General features: G+C 61.0%; 17 protein-coding genes. 8 read left to right on the top strand and 9 right to left on the bottom strand.

The features are described from left to right. The coding region (locus GFJ39_RS03075) for an AsmA family protein (protein ID WP_228391756.1) at window positions 1–1,673 on the bottom strand (1,673 nt) is incomplete at its 3' end. Between the two features lie 78 nt (window positions 1,674–1,751). Between GFJ39_RS03075 and GFJ39_RS14175 the strand changes: the two genes are divergently transcribed. Next, window positions 1,752–2,252, top strand: coding sequence for a hypothetical protein (locus GFJ39_RS14175; protein ID WP_228391755.1), 501 nt, complete (start codon window positions 1,752–1,754; stop codon window positions 2,250–2,252). A gap of 76 nt (window positions 2,253–2,328) precedes the next feature. Here the strand turns inward: GFJ39_RS14175 and GFJ39_RS03070 are convergent, their stop codons facing one another. Further along, window positions 2,329–3,927: a hypothetical protein gene (locus GFJ39_RS03070; protein ID WP_228391754.1), complete on the bottom strand. Its 1,599-nt coding sequence runs from the start codon at window positions 3,925–3,927 to the stop codon at window positions 2,329–2,331. A gap of 448 nt (window positions 3,928–4,375) precedes the next feature. On the opposite strand from GFJ39_RS03070, the gene pstS reads away from it, so the two are divergent. Further along, on the top strand, window positions 4,376–5,404 hold the full coding sequence (gene pstS / locus GFJ39_RS03065; RefSeq protein WP_153429666.1) for a phosphate ABC transporter substrate-binding protein PstS: 1,029 nt from the start codon (window positions 4,376–4,378) through the stop codon (window positions 5,402–5,404). A 146-nt stretch (window positions 5,405–5,550) separates the two neighbouring features. Beyond that, window positions 5,551–6,798: a multidrug effflux MFS transporter gene (locus tag GFJ39_RS03060; protein WP_325062805.1), complete on the top strand. Its 1,248-nt coding sequence runs from the start codon at window positions 5,551–5,553 to the stop codon at window positions 6,796–6,798. Between the two features lie 78 nt (window positions 6,799–6,876). Here GFJ39_RS03060 and GFJ39_RS03055 read toward each other — a convergent pair whose 3' ends face one another. Continuing rightward, on the bottom strand, window positions 6,877–7,014 hold the full coding sequence (locus tag GFJ39_RS03055; protein ID WP_153429664.1) for a hypothetical protein: 138 nt from the start codon (window positions 7,012–7,014) through the stop codon (window positions 6,877–6,879). Window positions 7,015–7,297: 283 nt separating this feature from the next. Next, window positions 7,298–7,795, bottom strand: coding sequence for a DUF2721 domain-containing protein (locus tag GFJ39_RS03050; protein ID WP_153429661.1), 498 nt, complete (start codon window positions 7,793–7,795; stop codon window positions 7,298–7,300). 105 nt (window positions 7,796–7,900) lie between these two features. Between GFJ39_RS03050 and GFJ39_RS03045 the strand changes: the two genes are divergently transcribed. Beyond that, window positions 7,901–8,758, top strand: coding sequence for a creatininase family protein (locus GFJ39_RS03045; protein ID WP_153429659.1), 858 nt, complete (start codon window positions 7,901–7,903; stop codon window positions 8,756–8,758). Continuing rightward, entirely contained in the window at window positions 8,755–9,993 is a 1,239-nt protein-coding gene (locus GFJ39_RS03040; RefSeq protein WP_153429657.1) for a YncE family protein, read from the top strand. Before GFJ39_RS03045 ends, GFJ39_RS03040 begins: the two co-directional genes overlap by 4 nt. Window positions 9,994–10,028: 35 nt before the next feature. Here the strand turns inward: GFJ39_RS03040 and GFJ39_RS03035 are convergent, their stop codons facing one another. Genes GFJ39_RS03035 through GFJ39_RS03025 form a run of 3 tightly spaced genes read right to left on the bottom strand, consistent with a single transcriptional unit; the run spans window position 10,029 to window position 11,318 of the window. Beyond that, window positions 10,029–10,745: an RNase A-like domain-containing protein gene (locus GFJ39_RS03035; protein ID WP_153429656.1), complete on the bottom strand. Its 717-nt coding sequence runs from the start codon at window positions 10,743–10,745 to the stop codon at window positions 10,029–10,031. Between the two features lie 10 nt (window positions 10,746–10,755). Then, window positions 10,756–10,980, bottom strand: a complete 225-nt coding sequence (locus GFJ39_RS03030; RefSeq protein ID WP_153429654.1) for a hypothetical protein — start codon at window positions 10,978–10,980, stop codon at window positions 10,756–10,758. 14 nt (window positions 10,981–10,994) lie between these two features. Beyond that, window positions 10,995–11,318, bottom strand: coding sequence for a hypothetical protein (locus GFJ39_RS03025; protein ID WP_153429652.1), 324 nt, complete (start codon window positions 11,316–11,318; stop codon window positions 10,995–10,997). Window positions 11,319–11,520: 202 nt separating this feature from the next. On the opposite strand from GFJ39_RS03025, the gene GFJ39_RS03020 reads away from it, so the two are divergent. Further along, window positions 11,521–11,718 (top strand): hypothetical protein, encoded by a 198-nt coding sequence (locus tag GFJ39_RS03020; RefSeq protein ID WP_153429650.1) that lies wholly within the window; start codon window positions 11,521–11,523, stop codon window positions 11,716–11,718. A gap of 40 nt (window positions 11,719–11,758) precedes the next feature. Here GFJ39_RS03020 and GFJ39_RS03015 read toward each other — a convergent pair whose 3' ends face one another. Together GFJ39_RS03015 and GFJ39_RS03010 are read right to left on the bottom strand one after the other, a co-directional pair. After that, window positions 11,759–14,209 (bottom strand): mechanosensitive ion channel family protein, encoded by a 2,451-nt coding sequence (locus GFJ39_RS03015; RefSeq protein ID WP_153429648.1) that lies wholly within the window; start codon window positions 14,207–14,209, stop codon window positions 11,759–11,761. A gap of 78 nt (window positions 14,210–14,287) precedes the next feature. Beyond that, window positions 14,288–14,677, bottom strand: coding sequence for a winged helix-turn-helix transcriptional regulator (locus GFJ39_RS03010; RefSeq protein ID WP_153429646.1), 390 nt, complete (start codon window positions 14,675–14,677; stop codon window positions 14,288–14,290). Window positions 14,678–14,786: 109 nt separating this feature from the next. Between GFJ39_RS03010 and GFJ39_RS03005 the strand changes: the two genes are divergently transcribed. Then, window positions 14,787–15,890, top strand: a complete 1,104-nt coding sequence (locus GFJ39_RS03005; RefSeq protein WP_153429644.1) for an SDR family oxidoreductase — start codon at window positions 14,787–14,789, stop codon at window positions 15,888–15,890. A 126-nt stretch (window positions 15,891–16,016) separates the two neighbouring features. Beyond that, a complete protein-coding gene (locus GFJ39_RS03000; protein WP_153429642.1) occupies window positions 16,017–18,113 on the top strand; it encodes a protein-disulfide reductase DsbD family protein in 2,097 nt (698 codons plus the stop codon).

Below are 18,113 nucleotides of genomic sequence, written 5' to 3'. Positions count from 1 at the left end.
GTAGGACGCGCGCAGGCGTTCGATGCCGCGAAGCCCTGAAGGGCGGGGGGCAGGTGCGTCACCTCGTTCGAGTCCGCGAGCATGCTGCGCCCCACTTTCGACCATTTGGCGAGAGAGAGGCTCGGCGCGTCGAAACGGCCACTGACGCGGATGGGAACGTCCAGCGCGAAAAAGCTGGTGGAGAAGGGGCGGCTGGCGAAGACAAGATCGAGCCATCTGCGGTTGAGATCGAAATTCGCCTTGGCCGCGATCGTTCCTGCCCCTGTCCGCAGACGCAGCGGAATGACCGTGCCGACACCCTGATTCATCTGAAGCACGCCGAGCAGGCAGGTAATGGGAGTGACGCCCCTGGCGTGACGGAAAAGCAGGCGCAGGTCCATCGAGGCGGCCTCGACGATCTCACGCGCGATTTCGCCCTTTTCCATGCTGACGGCTGCGGTGAGGTCGGCGCGGCTCATGGCTTCGTTGAGGGTGTGGACGTTGTCTGCGCTGGCGATGATGCGGAAGCTCAGGCTGCCCTTGACCGGAACCGGCGCGAGGCCCGCGACACGCCGCAGGCGGTCGATATCGCCATGGGTCAGGGCGAGTTCGGCAGCGATGCGGGAGGATTTCCCGTCGGCTTCGATATGTCCGTTGGCGCTGAGGGATGCGCCTATATAGCCGAGACGCAGAAGGGGGATATCAATCCGGTTTGGAATCTGCGCCGCCTGGATTTTGAGGTTCGTGAAATTGAGCGTGTTGTAGATGAGCTGGCGGGCGGCGAGATCGAAATGGACCAGCGGGTCCGGATCGGGTGGCGTCAGGAGCAGCAGGTCGGCGTGAAGCGTGGACGGACTTTTTTTGCTGCCTCTGGAGCCAGGCGGAGCGAGGATGGGCATGAGACCGTTGATGTCGAGGCGGCCGAAGCCGATTTGGGCCGTCACGTCATCGGGTTTGCCGTGGGTGCCTTCGACGAGGGTGAAATCGCCGTCTTCCATCGTACTGGTCTGGATGGTGCCGTTGGCCTTGCGGAAGTGCCAGTCGTTGCCGGAATGGCTGAAATCGCCGGACAGGCTCAGTTTGACCGGAGCGTGATCGCCCTTGATGCCAGCGACGCTGAACAGCGTATCGGCTGTGGATGTGGTGACGGTGGTGTGGCCCTGGACGCCATCAAAATTCATCGGATCTGTCAGAGTGCCGGTGAAGTCCGCAGTCATGTCGCCGGAGACGACATGGGCCTTGGTGCCGTAGGGGCGCTGTGGTGTTTTGCGGAGGTCGCGGATCGGCTCCATTTCGGCGGAAACCGCGATCGGGGTGCCGTTATAGGCGCCGCTCAGGGCCATGGTGAGCGGGCTGGTGTCGCTGGTTGAGGTGAGTTCGACGTTTGTCAGTGCGGCTTTGTAGGAGGCGCCATTGGCCGAACGATAGGTCACGTCACTGTCGGTGATCGTGGCGTTGCGCAGGCCCGGCGCATCACGCAGGTCGGGCGGTGTATTGGCTTTCGCCTGTTGTTCAGGAGACATCGGCGGCCGGGGTTCGTTCTGGTGCGGACCAAAGCGCCAGTTGGGCAAGTGCGCGGGTGTGCGCTCGAACAGGCCCGAAAACCTGGAGATGATGACATTGCGGGTTTCCGGCGGCCCCCAGACAAGGGATGTCAGGCGGATCTGCGCGCCGAGATGACCGAGGGTCATCATCTGTGGGCGCGTGCCACTGGCGATGTTGGCAACTGAGACGTCGTCCGCCTCGACGGTCAGCCAGATGCCGGGATGAACATGCAGGGCGCCGATATGGACAGTTCGGCCGAGCTTCTTTTCCAGTCGCGGGGTTGCGAAGGCGGCGAGATTTTGGTGATCAATCCAGATCCAGCCCGCACCGAGAAGGGCGAAAATAAGGACGGTGAAGGACAGGATGGAAACCAGGAACCAGCGCGGCAAGAGACAGTCTTTCAGGGAGTCTTCAGTGAGGCCGGACAATACCGGGAAGTTTCTCGAAAGGAAACTCCGGGTAAAATTCTTCATGAAAGACTGTCTGTCGCCGCGGACATCGGTGAGAATATTTTTGGTCGAAGACGGAATGGAGAGAAGTGGAGTTTTTTGATTCCGAAAAAAGATGCAGCGCTCCTGGAAGAAGGGCAGGAACTTCTCGACCGCATGAAGGAAGCAGGCTTTGCCCTTGCCCTTGTCGTTGCCGGTAACGAACAGAACTTCAGGAATGGTGTTCAGGGGCGCCGTATGCGGGGCCAGAATAGCTTTTTATGGTGGAACAGAGGGTAGGCGCCATCTGTTTTTTGTTTCTGTTGCGCATCTGAGGGTCACTATATCTGAAATATAGTGACCCTCAGCGGGCTATTTAGTTGAATGGCATATAGCGGAATGAGAGAAAAACCATGTTGTCATCGGTGTGTGGTGTTCCTCCAACTCCCGAGAATGCCTCCACATAGGTGTAAGAGTACTGGGCGCCTACACGGACAGTTCCGTAATTGCCTTTGAGGGCATCATACCAGAAACCGGTTGTAGCCTGTGCGACGGTACGGACGTTTCCACTCGCCGCGCAGAGTGAGGAGAGTTCCGTATTGCAGCCCGACATGTTGTAAAGCGGGTTGCCATAGCCGTACGCTTTGCCATCTACGTTATATGCCGCACGTGATCTGACGGTTTCGGCCCCTACATAGCCGTAAAGTTTGAGGGCTTTGGTCGGGTTTCCGTACAGGCCGAGCAGAAGGTTTGCTTCTGGCAGCGGATGGGGCGAGCCGTTCTGATTGAAGCTGTAATCGGGAATGTTACTGGTGCCGTAACGGCCAATTCCGAGTCCAACCAGACCTGATGCCTGAAAATAGAGCTTATTCTTGATAAGGGGAAGCAGCAGGGCTCCTCCGCCACCGCCTGCAACCGCGGTATGGCTCTGACCGCTGCCGGTAACGCTGGTACGGTCATGAAGGAAGCGCATGACGCCGGTTAGTTCGTAGTGGCCCCAGCCGGGATCGGCTGCAAACTTGGCGATGATGTCCGGAGCGACATCGGTTGCGTAATATGTGTCCGAATTATTAACATTCGTCCCGGTCTCTTTGTAAGTTACAGTCGTGCCGATCGGTGTGTACGGCGTCCCGGTGGGGACTGCGGACGGATTTTCGATCGAAAGACCAATATGATAGCGGCTGTGATCGAAGCCTTTGACGATGCGGACCTGACTGTTTCGCGTCCAGTTAAAGCCTGGGACGTACTGGGCTTCAATCGAAAGTGGAATCTGCTCGTCACGGGCAGACATGCCTTTGTTGAACATTGTGATGAGAGACCAGTTCTGGCCGCCCAGAATCTGAAGATCGTCCGCCTGATCTTTCAGTTCCCCATAGAAAAGCCGTGCACGAAGGACATAGGAGTTCGACTGACGTGAATTGGATGCCGAGCCTGCGCCCTGAAAATCTGTTTCGACGTATGCATCAGCTTCGAGTTTAGGAGTGATCTTTCCTTCAACCAGTGCTGCCAGACGGCTCTGGCGTTCACTCTGATGGAACTCGTTCATATGATAGGCTGCGTTATTTCCCCAAGGGATTGCATTGAAGCCTGTGGAAATATCGGAAGCTGTGTTGCGTGATCGAAACATCGTTGCGGCTTCAGCAAAACCACCCAGAGTGATGCGCACTCCACCAACCTGAATCTGACCGCGACGCAATGGGCCATACAGGCTGGAATGGGCCGGAGGTGTGCCAGTGATCTGACCGTAAGGCGTGCTGGCCGTCTGTGGAGGTGCCAGCATCGAGCCAATCGTTATGCCACCTGTGTGAATCTTTGTACTCGGTTGGCCAATCATTTTTGATCGTTGGCCATAAGGGTTGTTTTCGGCTTCTTCCCGCTGGTGGGCCAGAACGGCGCGGGCGCGCTTTACTTCTTCAGCATGTTCTTTCTTCATGCTGCTGAGCTGGGCCTGCATGGCCTGGATCTGCCGTTCCATGATCTGCATCTGGTCGGCGGCCCGGGCATGGCCACAAAGCGGGAGGAGGGAAGCCAGGGTTGTCGTGGCCAAAAGGGCCTTGGGAAGACCCGTGGTCCGATGGAAAGAAAAAGCCATTGCTGCGGTGCGTCCTTCTGGGGAGGGCGTGTGTTCCGCAGTTCAGGTATCTGATTCGCATTTTGAAATAATGGGAAGGTTTCATGACGGGAGGATGACAGTTTGATGACACTGTAAGCTCTTATCCGCAGAAAATTGCCGATTTCGAATTGTGTATGTCAGTTTTGTTGTGAGATCCGTCTGAATTGCTGACTTGCTGGAGGTCGGGTGTGACATTTCGGCACTCCCCGTGTCCGGAAGGTGTCATGAAACTATCACGCATGCCCTACTGTTTCTGTTTTCCGGTCGGCGTTACTAAGGACACAGTTTTCACGCCCCATAAGGGATTCCCATGATCAAGAGCAGAGCTCCGCTATTCGGTCTTCTTGTCGCCACGGCCCTTGGCACGGTTGCCATGACTCCGTTCGTGTCGTCGGCGCAGGCTGCGGACATCACGGGCGCAGGCTCCAGCTTCGCCGCACCGATCTATGGTGCGTGGGGTACGGGCGCCAAGAGCCAGGCCGGTATTTCCGTGAACTACCAGAGCGTGGGCTCCAGCGCTGGTCAGGATCAGGTGATTGCCCGGACCGTCGATTTCGGTGCGTCCGACAAACCGATGAGCGGCGAGCGTCTGGCCAAGGAAAAGCTGTATCAGTTCCCGACCGTCATGAGCGGTATCGTGGTCGTGGCGAACGTGCCGGGCATTGCTCCGGGCCAGCTCCGTCTCGATGGCCCGACGCTGGCCGGTCTGTATGACGGCGAGATCACGACCTGGGATGACGACCGCATCAAGGCCCTGAATCCGGGTCTGAAGCTGCCGGACACGGATGTCGCACCGATCCACCGTGCGGATGGTTCGGGCACGAGCTACGTCTTTACGTCCTATCTGTCGCAGGTTTCCCCGACCTGGAAGCAGAAGCTCGGTGCCGGCACGTCCATCGCCTGGCCGGGCGGTTCGGGCGCTCGTGGGAATGATGGCATCGCCGCCATGGTGCGTCAGACCGAAGGTGGCGTGGGTTACGTCGAGTATTCCTATGCCGCGCAGAACCATCTGAACATCGCCCAGATGAAGAACCACAGCGGTGCCTTCGTTGCCCCGACGCTGGCCAGCTTTACGGAAGCGGCCAAGGCTGCTGACTGGGCCCATGCCGATCACTATGCGGTGAACCTGCTGGATACGGATGGCGCCTCTTCCTGGCCGATCGTGACGGCAACATTCGTTCTGGTGCCGGTCGATGCCGCCCAGAAGGAGTCCGGCAAGGCCGTGCGCAACTTCTTTACGTGGGGTTTCCAGCATGGTGATGCGGACAATGCCCGCCTCGACTATGTCGGTCTGCCGCAGAACGTGAAGACGGACATTCTGGCCAACTGGCCGAAGTAAGGTCTGTGTCCCTGTTTGGAATGAGGGATGGCTCCTGAATTCGGGGCTGGTCAGTCCAGACAAAAAGGCGTTGAGTATGGAAACGGGCTTCTCCAGCAGGGGGAGCCCGTTTTCGCTTTTCTGCTCTGTCCAGTCATGGTGCCTGCGTGTCCGTTACGTCGCTGTCCGAAGAGACCTCCCCCGCAGGGATGAATGCCCTGACCCGTGTGCTGATTGGTGTGATCTTCATCCTGGGGCCCGTTTCGACAGACATGTACCTCCCGGCGTTTCCGGCCCTGGAGCATGATCTGGGGCATGGGCCCGGATCGGCGCAGCTGACACTGACGGCGTGGCTGGCGGGGCTGGCGATTGGACAGTTCACCCTGGGGCCGCTCTGTGACCGCTATGGGCGAAAGCTGCCGCTTCTGTGCGGGCTGGTGGTGTATGCCCTCGCCTCGGTCGGGCTGGCCCTGACGACCAGTTTCCATATGTTCTGTGCGCTGCGTTTCATTGCGGCTCTGGGCGGTGCGATCAGCTCGGTCGCACCGCGCGCGATGGTGCGTGATGTGGCGACCGGAGCGGCGGGTGTGAAGCTCATGTCCCAGCTGATGCTGATTTTCGGTCTGGGGCCCCTGTTGGCGCCGTCAATCGGCAGCTTCCTGCTGGATCTGGGGAACTGGCGCCTGATTTTCTGGGCGAATGTTGTTTTCGGCGTCGTGATGTTTTTTGGAACGCTGTTTCTGCTGCCTGAGACGCTACCTCTGGACCGGCGTTTCGCGCTGCCGGTCAGTGGTATGGCGGCGCGTTACCGGGACCTGTTGCGGGAGCCACTGTTCTGCTCCGCGGTGATGGTCGTGAGCTTCGGGACGTTCACGATGTTTGCCTATCTGTCCAACGCACCGGCGCTGTTCGAGAATATCCTGCATTTCTCGCCGCATCTGTTCGCCATTTTTTTCGGGCTAAACGGGGTTGGCTTCATTCTGGGATCGCAGGTCAATGCGCGGCTGGCCAACCGGTTCCTGTTCACGCGGGTGATGGAAATCGGGATGCTAGCGGTGTTGGTGTTCTGCGTGCTGGCCGTGGTGGTGTGTCTGAGCGGACTGGCAGGGCCAAAGGACCCGTGGATCCTGTGCGCACTGATGTGGTGCACGACATTTTCGCTGGGCTTCATCGGGCCGAACGCGGGCATTCTGGCGCTGACGCATCACGGGCACCAGGCGGGCGCGGCTTCGGCGCTGATGGGAACGATGAACTGGACGATCGCCGGTCTGGCGGGAGTCATGATGTCGTTTCTGCCGACGCACTGGGTCGGGTCGACATCGATCGGCATGCTGGTCGGGATCAGCTGTTGCTGGCTGTGCGATCTGTGGCGCCGCCGGCTGGATCCGGACTCCTATCTCTCTGTCCGGCACTGAGCGCGGTCCGCGTCAGCCGGGAGAGGAAAAAGCGGGACGCCCGGCACGAAGGCCGGGCCTGTCCCGAGATAACTGGGATCAGCTCTCGGAAACGCGGTCGGAAGCAACCGTAGCAATCATCAGCGCGCCGATCATCGGAACGAAAGCAACCATCGAGAACTGTGCGAGAAGGCTGGTGGGAAGGCCGATCAGGTGGATCAGGGTCATGGACGTCATTTGGAAAATCTCCGTGTGGTTATCTTTGCCGTTTTGCGGCGTGCAGCGGGAGAAACTCCGGAATCGGGGTCCAAAGCAACAAATACAGATGCAGGGTCAGCCCTGCATTCCGTGCATAAATGCCTTTTAAACTTTTGCCTTCTTTGCGGAGACGCCGTTTTTGTTCCCGCTGGGCGATTATTTCGCTTTTGTTAAAGTAAAGCGGGATGCGCTTGCAGATCAGGATTTCTTGCGGGAAAGAGTACCGTTCCGGGTGGTTTTTGAAATAAAATTGCGCGGAAGGCTATTCCGCGTCGAGGCTCAGATCGGTGTCGCGACGCAGTCCGTGCCAGCTCAGCAGGGTGTCGGCGAGGAAGAACATCAGCGATCCGACCGTGCAGGCGAGAGCTATGCCGAAAAGTGCGAGCAGCCATGCTGATGTCGAAGCGTCCCGGATCGAGCCGACAAACAGCGCCATGGCCGCACCGCAGGTTGAGGCACCGCCGATGGCGTTGAGGAGAATCGCGGCATCCAGAACGAAGACGCGGCGGTGCAGGCGGGTCTGCTGGGTTTTGAGGCGTTCGGGGCTGTCGATGGGATCGACCGGGGTGTCGTCCGTTTTCGGGCTACCGAGTTTCTTGCGCACGTCTTCGAGATGATCGGCGACGCGGGCCAGCCGTGTGTTGAATACGTTGATGAGGGTGCCGATGCCCGACAGCATGAAAACGGGGGTGAGCGCGACCTGGATCAGGTGGGCGGCGCTGTCGACGGGATCGGGATCGTAGGAAATCGGGAAAGGCATGCTGCCTTATACTGCATGATGCGTTTGCGGAAAGGCCGCCTCTGGAAAAGACAGTGGAAGATGGAGTAGGGAGAGGCAGCCATTGCCAGAGGTGTTCCGGCCCTGATGTTCAACCTGCTTCGCCTGTCCTGTCGTTCTGTCCTGTTCTGCGCGGGGGTGGGGCTGTCTGCGGGGTTCGCACAGGCGCAGAGCACCGCCGGCGAAGGCGCGCATTGCAGCGGTCTGGCGCTTCAGTCCGAATTCGCGTGCCGGAGCTGGACCGAGGTGGCGCAGGATGTGAAGGCGGGGACGGATACCGTCATCATTCCCGTGGGCGGAACCGAGCAGAGCGGCCCTTACATGGCGGTCGGCAAGCATAATGTGCGGGCGCAGGTTCTGGCCGATACGATCGCGGTTCAGGCCGGGCATATGCTGGTGGCCCCCGTTGTGGCCTATGTGCCGGAGGGATCGACGAGTCCGCGCACGTCTCACATGAGGTTTCCGGGCACGATTTCCGTGCCGCCTGCCGTGTTCGAAGGGCTGCTCAAAGGGGCGGCGGAGAGTTTCCGCGTTCAGGGTTTCCGGCGGATCGTGCTGCTGGGCGATCATGGCGGATACCAGTCTTTCATGGCGCAGGTGGCGCAGGAGCTGAACCGGGCCTGGAAAGGTCAGGCAGCCGTGCTTTATCTGCGCGATTACTATGAAGTCGTTCCCCACCAGTATGCCGAGGCCCTCCGTGCGCAGGGGCATGGGGCTGAGGTGGGGCTTCATGCGGAGCTGAGCGATACGTCGCTGATGCTGGCGGTCGATCCGTCGCTTGTGCGTCAGGAGGCGTTGCGCAAGGCTCCGAAACCGGGTGCGGCCGATGGCGTCTATGGTGGCGATCCGCGGCGCGCATCGGCCGGGCTCGGCAGGATCGGCACGGAGATGCAGATCCGGACCGCGGTTGCGGCAATCCAGTCTTTCCAAAGGAGCCATCCATGACTTTCAAGACTCCTCTTCTGGTGGCGATGACGCTGCTGGGAACTACCTTGGGAGCTGCCGCGGCCCATGCGCAGGACTATTCCCCGAGTGCGCCGATGGTGCCGGTTCCGGCCGATGCGTCCGTTCCTGTCGCCGCAACGGCGCCTGTGGCCGCGTCCGGTATCCAGACGATCCCGGGCATGCCGCCGGTCATCGACCCGAAGAACATCTACAGCGAGACGACTCCGTCCCATATCTCGCCGGCGATCGCGCATGATCCGGCCCGCGTCTATGTGCCGAACCTGCGTGGGGACAGCGTATCCGTTATTGATCCGGCGTCTTTTCAGGTTGTGGACACGTTCCCGGTCGGGCATTCGCCGCAGCATGTGGTGCCGTCCTGGGATCTGCGGACGCTGTGGGTGACGAATAACAGCGAAGGCCGTCCGGACGGGTCGCTCACGCCGATCAATCCGGCGACGGCCAAGCCCGGTCCGTCCATTGCCGTGGATGATCCGTACAACATGTATTTCACGCCGGACGGAAAATACGCGATTACGGTGGCGGAGGCGCACAAGCGTCTGGATTTCCGCGATCCGCATACGATGGAGCTGAAGGGCTCGGTCGAGACGCCGGCATGCAAGGGCGTCAATCACGCTGATTTTTCCATTGACGGCAAATACGCGATCTTCACCTGCGAGTTCGGCGGTTATGTCGCCAAGGTCGATACGGTGAACCTGAAGATGATCGGGATGCTGAAGCTGTCCAAAGGTGGCATGCCACAGGACATCCTGACGGCGCCGGACGGTCACAAGTTCTATGTGGCGGACATGATGGCGGACGGTGTGTTCGTCGTGGACGGGGATTCCTTCAAGGAGACCGGCTTCATCCCGACGGGTATCGGCACGCATGGCCTGTATCCGAGCCGTGATGGCAAGCTGATGTATGTCGCCAATCGTGGCTCACATCGCATTCATGGTCCGAAGCATGGGCCGGGTGGCGTGTCGGTCATCGACTTTGCGACGGACAAGGTCGTCAAGACCTGGATGATCCCCGGTGGCGGTAGCCCGGACATGGGCAATGTCAGCGCGGACGGCAAGCTGCTCTGGCTGTCGGGCCGGTTCGATGATGTGGTCTATGCGATCGACACCGATACGGGTGCGATGCACAAGATCCCGGTCGGTGCGGAGCCGCATGGCCTGACGGTCTGGCCGCAGCCGGGACGCTACAGCGTCGGGCATACGGGCATTCTGCGGTAAGGTCTGAAAGGGGGGGAGCGGTCTGCTCCCCTTTTTTAGGCGTAGATCCTGATGGTCTCAATGTAATAGGCCATTCCACGGAGTTCGCGCTTGGTCAGGGTGACGGACAGTGTTTTGCCGGGTGTCGGGCGGCGATCCTGTTCCGTGATGACGATGCCGACGCCTTCGGGAAAATCCTGCTCGAAGCTCTCGCGCATGCCGTCAGGCGTTTCGGCAAGCCATGCGTCGATTGCGTCCGCGTTGCTCTGAAGCGTCTGGAGAATGGCATGCTCTGCGTTTTCCTTTGTCTGGAAGAAGGAGACGGACCGGAGCTTTTCGTCGGCAAACCGCGCTTTGATGTCGGCTTCTGTCGGGGCGATATGCCGCTCCATAACGCAGCCCCCGAGCTGGCGCCTTGCAGTATCCGGCCATGGCGGTGGCCCGGTTTCGAGGTTTCGTAACAGGGCTGTCCAGAAGTGGCTCAGGCTGGGAAACGGAGCCGGTTCATTGAACCGGGCGAGCGGATCGAAGGCGATCAGAGCCCATGTGATCCGGGCCAGATCGGTCTCGTTACAGGCCAGCAGGGTTTCGAGTTCGCGGATGGCGGCGGCCCGGGTGAGGAACGTTCGGGTTTCCGTCACGTCCTGAATGACGTCCATCAGGGTGTCGCCGAATGTATCGACATCCTCCCCGAATGGGCCGGCGCCGTAGCTGGCCAGTTGGGGAAAGAGGCGACGGTATTCCGGATCAGGCAGGTTTGATGGAACGGTCATTCCTGGAACACTATCGGCTTGCGGACTTTCTGGAAAAAAGCCTGTCGATCGCGGGGCCGATGAAGTAGCCGATGATTCCGGTAATCAGGACGGAGGGCCAGGCCCAGCCGGCGTAATCCTTGAAGAAATCCTGATTTTCCAGATAGGTCATCACGGCGATGTCGATCAGGACGAGGGTCCACAATGTCGTGGACAGGAAAGGCTGAAGCCAGGCGCGGCGGACTGTATGGGTCATGGGTGTTCTCCGGCTTACGAGATGGAGACGTGGAAGACGAAAATCATCCCGCAGATGAAGGCACCCAGCAGGGGCAGCCAGCAGGTATGCAGATGGTTGTGGTCGTCCATGTAGGAATAGGCGAGGGCAAGCGCCACGTAGACATGCGCGAAGACGAGACCGAGAACCATGCCGATGAAGCGTTTTTTGAGAACCTGCTCTTCCTGACGGTTCTTTTCGGCGAGGGTGTCCGGATCGGGCGGAGACATGGATTGTGTCTGGGGCTGTGTCTGGGGACCGGTTTCCGGAGACGTGTGATCCGGGGTGGAGGGGGCTGACGTCACCAGGGTTAGAGACATCGCTGGATTCCTTGACAGATCCTCACCGATCGGCGGGCGATGCGAGGCCGGAGAAAGTGTTGGGCCGGGAAATCGTCTCGTGGAAACGGGAGGAAGATTTCTGATATTGTTGGCGCAGAATGAACTTGCGCGCATAATAATGCAAGACTTTATTTAATTGATTAATAATTCCGGGGCGGATTTTGGCAGGGAAGGAGGAGCCATGGGCTTTCTGAGAAATGTCGTGGTCGCGCGTGAACGGCGCAGACTGAAGCGCGAGGGCGCGTCGAAACAGGAGCGTTTTGCGGTGTCGCCGATAATGCGCAATGCGCTGGCAGCCGACCGGGCTCTGATGCGCCGATGGGAAGCGGAAGGTCTTCCACGCTGGAGGCGTGTGCTCAGGTTGATGCTGACGAGATAAACAGGGACTCGGGTCGGCCCCTGAGCGGGGCCGACCGGGCTCAGGCAGGTTTGTGATCGTCTGGTGTGCTGCTTTCGGGAACGGTTTTCCCGGCTGCGAGGTCTGAAGGGCCGTCATTGGCCGGTTTCGGCAGGGTGACATCCGCGGCGATGCGCATGGCGTTGCCGGGCGGTGTCGTGGAGTAGGACGTCGGTGTGTAGAACTTGACCCCGGCTTCCGCGAAGCGGTTGGCGACGCGGCGGTAAAATTCGCGTTTGACCTTCCATTTCATCATGGGCGCCGTGCGCACCGTTCCGATCAGGACCGCGCCGTTGCTGTCGCTGGTATCCACGCCGAGATCGTTATAGCCCGTCAGCAGCAGGGGGCCGAACACAGCGTCCTGCTGCATTTCCTTGATGGTATTGGTCATCAGGCCGACAACGCGGGGCAGATCCTCCGAATTGTCGACCTGCTGGCGGATGACGATCTGGTTATAGCCGCGGGCCGTGTTGGCAATGGAGGAGACGGACGAGAACGGGATAATATGCAGGTCGCCATCGAAGTCCCGGACCTTGACCGTGCGAATGGACAGGTTTTCCACGGTTCCCGCGACGCCGCTGGTCGTCACCCAGTCGCCGACCTGGATGGCGTCCTCGACGAGCATGAAGAAGCCCGTAATGAAGTCCTTGACCAGGCTTTGCGAACCGAAGGCGATGGCGGCGCCCATGATGCCTGCGCCGGTGAGCAGCGGGGTGACGTTGATGCCAATCTGCGAGAGCGTCGTGACCGCGACGATGATGATGATGACCGCCAGGAGCACGGTGCGAATGATCGGCATGACGGTCCGCAGGCGCGTCGCGCGGGAGATCTGATCCGAATTTTCGAAGCGGTTGAGCTGCTGGCTGAGAAGAGCGTTGATGATTTCCCAGATCGTGACGGCCACGCTGAGGGCGATCAGCATCGTCAGGGCGGCATCCAGCAGGTGGCGGCCGACGGCGTTGTGCATGAAGAAGCCGAACGTGGGCAGGCCCCAGGCTTCGGTCATGGCGATCAGGGTCAGGAAAAGCAGCACGCCGGTGAGGATCTTGCGGGCGAACGGATAATAGCGGTCGGCGCGTTTCTGAAGATCGGGAAAGCGTTCCGTCAGGACCGGATTGATGCGGAAAAACCGGTCCTGAAGTCCGTAGGCCAGAACGGCCACGAGACGGGAGGCGACGAGAATCCCGATGGTGATGCCGGTGGTGTCGAGGATCCAGCGATAGCCGCCGGGCAGATGCGCGGCCCAGACGATCCAGAGCGAGATGTCGAGAAACATGGCTGGCACCCACCACAGCCGGGCGATGGCGACGAGGAAGGTCCACATCGCCGTATTGGGAACGTTGCGCGGCTGGAGCGCGCGGCTGACGAGATGCCGGATCCGCCAGATGAAGATGGCGATCAGGATGTGCTCGATCAGGACCACGCCGCGGATCATCGCATTCGTGCCGCGCGGCGAGAGGTTGAACTGTCCGCCCAGTGTGGAAAGGCAGAAGACGATGGCGGGCGCGGCGACCAGCACGTTCCACCAGCGGGTCAGCAGAAAAGCCGTCGCATCCGTCGCGGGCAGAAGGCGGATGGTCGGCGAGCGGGGTGCGAAACCGGTTTCAACGAAAAGATAGAGGATCCGCGCCGCGGCATAGCAGTTGGCGAGCGTCATGATGACGTTGTCGGTCTTCTCGCTCCAGGGCAGGACCAGCACGGCGAGATAGGCGACGGCCAGGAAGGCCAGGACCGGAATGGCCTTCAGCGCGAAATGCCCCAGCGCGTAGGGAACGCGGGCGAGGAACCGCAGGGTCTCGACCTGTCGCCGCTGGTCGGCGGCGCGGGTCTGGCTTGAGTCGTCCACGATCGGTTCGGAGGGGACGGAGCTGTCCGGTTTCGCTGTCGCACGGTGCTCGCGGTCTTCTGCGTTCTGGGTGAGCTGGCGGAGAGGTTTGCGCAGGCTGAGGGCGACGACCCGTTCAAGGGCGACACCGCAGAGCATGGTGATGAACCCGCCCGCAAATGCATGCAGGATCGTGGTTCGGGTATCGGCGGATGCGAGCGTATGGCGTGCCCAGCGACCAACGATTCCGAGATTGCTGAACAGGCCCAGGAAATTGTGCAAATAGCCCAGCGCCTGAAGACGGATGCTGCTCAGGCCGGTATGGATATCGGGAGAAACTTCCGACATGGGCTTGGCGGGTGCCGCGGCCGGAGCCGCGACAGAGGCGGCGGGGGCTGACGTCTCGACCTGAAGGCCGCGGGCCATCAGGGAAAGCGTGTGGGTGAAGGCGTCCCGCTCCTTCGGATTGTTCAGGACGTTGAGGAGTTGCTGCGCTTCCTGCTGGTTGAGCGGGGCAGCGGTGTCGGCCGCCCGGGCTGGAAGCAGGGTCAGGACACCGAGGAGCAGAAAGAGGAAGATGCCGGCGACGGCGCGTCCGGTTCGTGCGGAAGACGATGGAGACGGGTCGGGACGGGGGATCGACGGCATCGGTCTGGTGAGTCCTTGGAAATTACGCGGTCTGGTGCTGCGAACATGGCACAGGGGAGCGGTCCTGTCCTACCCTCTTCATTCGGGATGGGGCGCATCGTGCTGCGTGAGACGGTCGAGGGCGTCGGCGTTGCGGATGGCCCAGTGATAGAGCAGTTCGACCGGTTCGACGAAGGTCTTCCCGAGTTCCGTCAGGCTGTAATCGACATGGGGCGGCATGATCTGCCGGACGTTGCGGCGGATGAGGCCCTGCGTTTCGAGTTCGCGCAGGGTCTGGGTCATCATTTTTTTCGACAGGCCGGGAATGCTGCGCTGGAGCTTTCCGGGACGTGCCGTGCCGCCCAGAAGATGTAGCGTGTGCAGGATCATGGTGGTCCATTTTCCGCTGAAAAGCCTCAGGATCCGGCGCGGCGCGCAGTCTTCGGCAAAGGGCGCCTGACGGTAATGTTCGGGCAGTGGCGGGGTCATGGATTGGAAACCTTCTGGTCGCCAGGGCACAAAAAGGTGCCGTCTGGCGGAAATGCGGATGCTTTCCCAGATGTGGAGCAGACCCTCTTGTCTGCAAAGGAAAAATCCCATGGCCTCTTCTGCTCCCGTCTCTGTTTCTGCCGGAGCTTCTGCCCGGACCGCGCTTGTTGTCGGGGCGACCGGTATTGTTGGCCAGAACATTGCGGCGCGTCTCGTGGCCGAAGGCTGGACCGTGCATGGTCTGGCGCGCAGGCCGCGTCATGACATGGCGGGCGTGCTGCCGGTTGAGGCCGATCTGCTGGATCTGCCGGCGCTGACCCATGCGCTGCGGGATCTGCGGCCGAGCCATGTGTTCTTCTGCTCCTGGCTGCGTCAGGAGACGGAAGAAGAGAACTGCCGCGTCAATTCGGCGATGATCCGCAATGTGTTTCAGGCCCTGCCGGAGCCGGGGCGTCTGGTTCATGCGGCGCTGACGACGGGCATGAAGCATTATCTTGGTCCGTTCGAATCCTATGCGTCCGGCGAGCCGCCGGTGACGCCGTTCCGCGAAGACGCGCCCCGTCTGGATCTGTCGAACTTCTATTACGATCAGGAAGACGCGCTTTATGAAGCCGCCGCCCGGCACGGTTTTTCGTGGAGCGTGCATCGTCCGCATACCGTGATCGGCTATGCGGTTGGAAACGCGATGAACATGGGCAGCACGCTGGCGGTCTATGCGACGATCTGCCGCGAGACCGGGCGGCCTTTCGTCTTTCCGGGATCTCCCGTGCAGTGGAACGCCCTGACGGATCTGACCGATGCGCGGCAACTGGCGCGGCAGCTTTTCTGGGCCTCGACCGATGCGGGGGGACGCAATCAGGCGTTCAATATCGTGAACGGGGATGTGTTTCGCTGGAAATGGCTCTGGCCGCGTCTGGCGGAGTGGTTTGGAATCGAGGCGGCGCCGTATCCCGGCCATGCGACGTCTCTTGAAGAGACGCTTTCGGGGGATGTGGAACTCTGGGAACGGATTGCAGCAGAATACGGGCTTGCGGAAAGCCGGATCGAACGGCTGGCTTCGGCCTGGCACACGGATGCGGATCTGGGGCGGCCGGTCGAATGTGTGACGGATATGAGCAAAAGCCGCCTCGCGGGGTTTGCGGGATACCAGTATACGCCGGACTCTTTCACCGACCTGTTCACGCGGCTGCGGGCTGAGAAGCTGATCCCGTAACACGGGGTTTACAGGGCCTTTCGGTTTCACGACCGGAAGGGTCCTGCTTTTCGTTTCAGTCAGTGATATGGTGAAGACTGTCTTCTGAAAACGTGGAATGAGCCTGCCTTGCATCGAATGTTCAGCATGTCGGCCCTGCTTCTGTCAGGGGTTCTGGGTCTGGGATCCGTGTCCGCGCTGGCGGCGGAAAGTGTGCCGGTTACGTCCGCGAACGACACCGCGACGCTTGTCACGGATCGTGATGCGGTCGGGCCGGACCAGCATCTGCGGGTCGGGCTGCGACTTCAGCTCAAGCCGGGCTGGCATACCTACTGGATCAATCCGGGAGATGCCGGGGACACGCCGACGCTGGACGTGACTGCCGATGGTGGTGCGACGGGCAAGGGCGGTCCGATCCATTGGCCGGTGCCGGTGCGGATCAGTGAGGGCGGCCTCATGTCCTATGCCTATGTCAATGAGGTGACGCTGCCGGAGGATCTGGTTCTCAAGGGTTCTGGCGGGACGACGCTTCATGCCCATGCGGAATGGCTTGTCTGCGCGCAGGTCTGCATTCCAGAGAGCGGCGATTTTACACTGACGTTACCGGATTCGACAGCCGATGTGCCGGAAGGCGGCCCGCAGGCGGACCTGTTCCGCAAGGCGGAGGCTGCCATGCCGGTGGTCTCACCGTTTGCGGCCAGTGTTTCTGCGGATGGCGTTCTGACGCTGTCGGGCAAGGGGCTGTCTGCGGCGTCCGTGTCGCAGGCGTGGTTCCTGCCGCAGGACGGGGGCGTGATCGATCAGGTGGCGGATCAGAAGCTGCATGTGTCGGACGGGCAATTGACGCTGAGGCTGAAATTCCTGAAATCGGCGCATCGGGACAGGCCGCTTGCAGGTGTTGTCGTGCTCAAGGATGCGGCGGGGCAGGAAAGCCCGTTGCAGATCGAGGCGCGGCCGGTTGGGGGGGCGTCTGCTGCGGCTCCTGTGCAGGCGGATGCGGCACCGGCTTCGGACGTGCCGACGGGCGCGGGTTGGCTGCGGGTTCTGCTCTTTGCATTTGTGGGCGGGCTGATCCTGAACCTGATGCCGTGTGTGTTTCCGGTTCTGGCGATGAAGGCGCTGTCTCTGGCGAAGATGGGCGGTGCCGGACGGGGGGCGCAGCTTCAGAGCGCGCTGTTCTACACGCTGGGTGTGACGGGAGCGTTCGCGGCGCTGGGCATTGTCATGATCGGGCTGCGTCTGGCCGGGTCTGCGGCAGGATGGGGCTTTCAGTTCCAATCGCCGGGATTTGTGGTCGGCGTGTGCTGGCTGCTGTTCCTGATGGGCCTGAACCTGCTGGGTGTGTTTGAAGTCAGCGCCGGGCGTCTGGGTCAGGTGCAGACCGGCGGTGGCCGCAGCGGGGACATGATGACGGGCCTGCTGGCGGTTATCGTGGCGACGCCCTGCACGGCGCCGTTCATGGGCGTTGCCATTGCCGGGGCTCTGGGTGGGCCGCCGGTGATGGGGGTTCTGGTGTTCCTGTCGATGGGGCTTGGGCTGGCATTTCCTTATATTCTCGTGGCCGGTGTTCCAGGTGTGGCATCGCGGATGCCAAAGCCGGGGGCCTGGATGGGTATTCTCAAGCAGGTTCTGGCGTTTCCGCTGTTTGCGACCTGTGTATGGCTGCTCTGGGTTGCGGCAATCCAGCGGGGCGTGACGTTTGTGGCGCTGACGGCCGGGGGCGTTGTGCTTCTGGGCTTTGCGGGCTGGATTTATGGTGTTGGGCAGCGTCGGTCCATGCTGGAGGGCGGCCGTGGGACGGTGGCGTTCTGCCGGATCGTGGCTGTGCTGTGTGTTGTGGTTTGTGGGGCCTCGCTGGCGCAGGGGCTGCGGGCCGCGCCTGCTCCTGTGGTTACGGGCGCTTCGGAGGCCGGGATCGAGCCGTTCTCGGAGGCGCGTCTGGCCGAGCTTCGGGCGCAGGGCAAGCCGGTGTTCATCGACATGACGGCGTCATGGTGCATCACCTGCATGGTCAATGAGCGTGTGGCGCTGGATGTGCCATCCGTTCAGCAGGCGTTCCGGGACCGAAAGATCGTGTTCCTCAAGGGGGACTGGACGAACCGCAATGCGGCGATCGGTGCGTTCCTCAAGGCGCATGGGCGCGATGGTGTGCCGTTCTATATGTATTATGCGCCGCATCAGGAGGGCGTCGTGCTGCCTCAGATCCTGACGCCGGGGATCGTGCTCTCGACGATCGGGAAATGA

It is taken from the genome of Gluconobacter aidae, from assembly GCF_009547075.1.
Lineage (GTDB): Bacteria > Pseudomonadota > Alphaproteobacteria > Acetobacterales > Acetobacteraceae > Gluconobacter > Gluconobacter aidae.
This window is presented reverse-complemented; position numbering and strand designations above follow the sequence as displayed.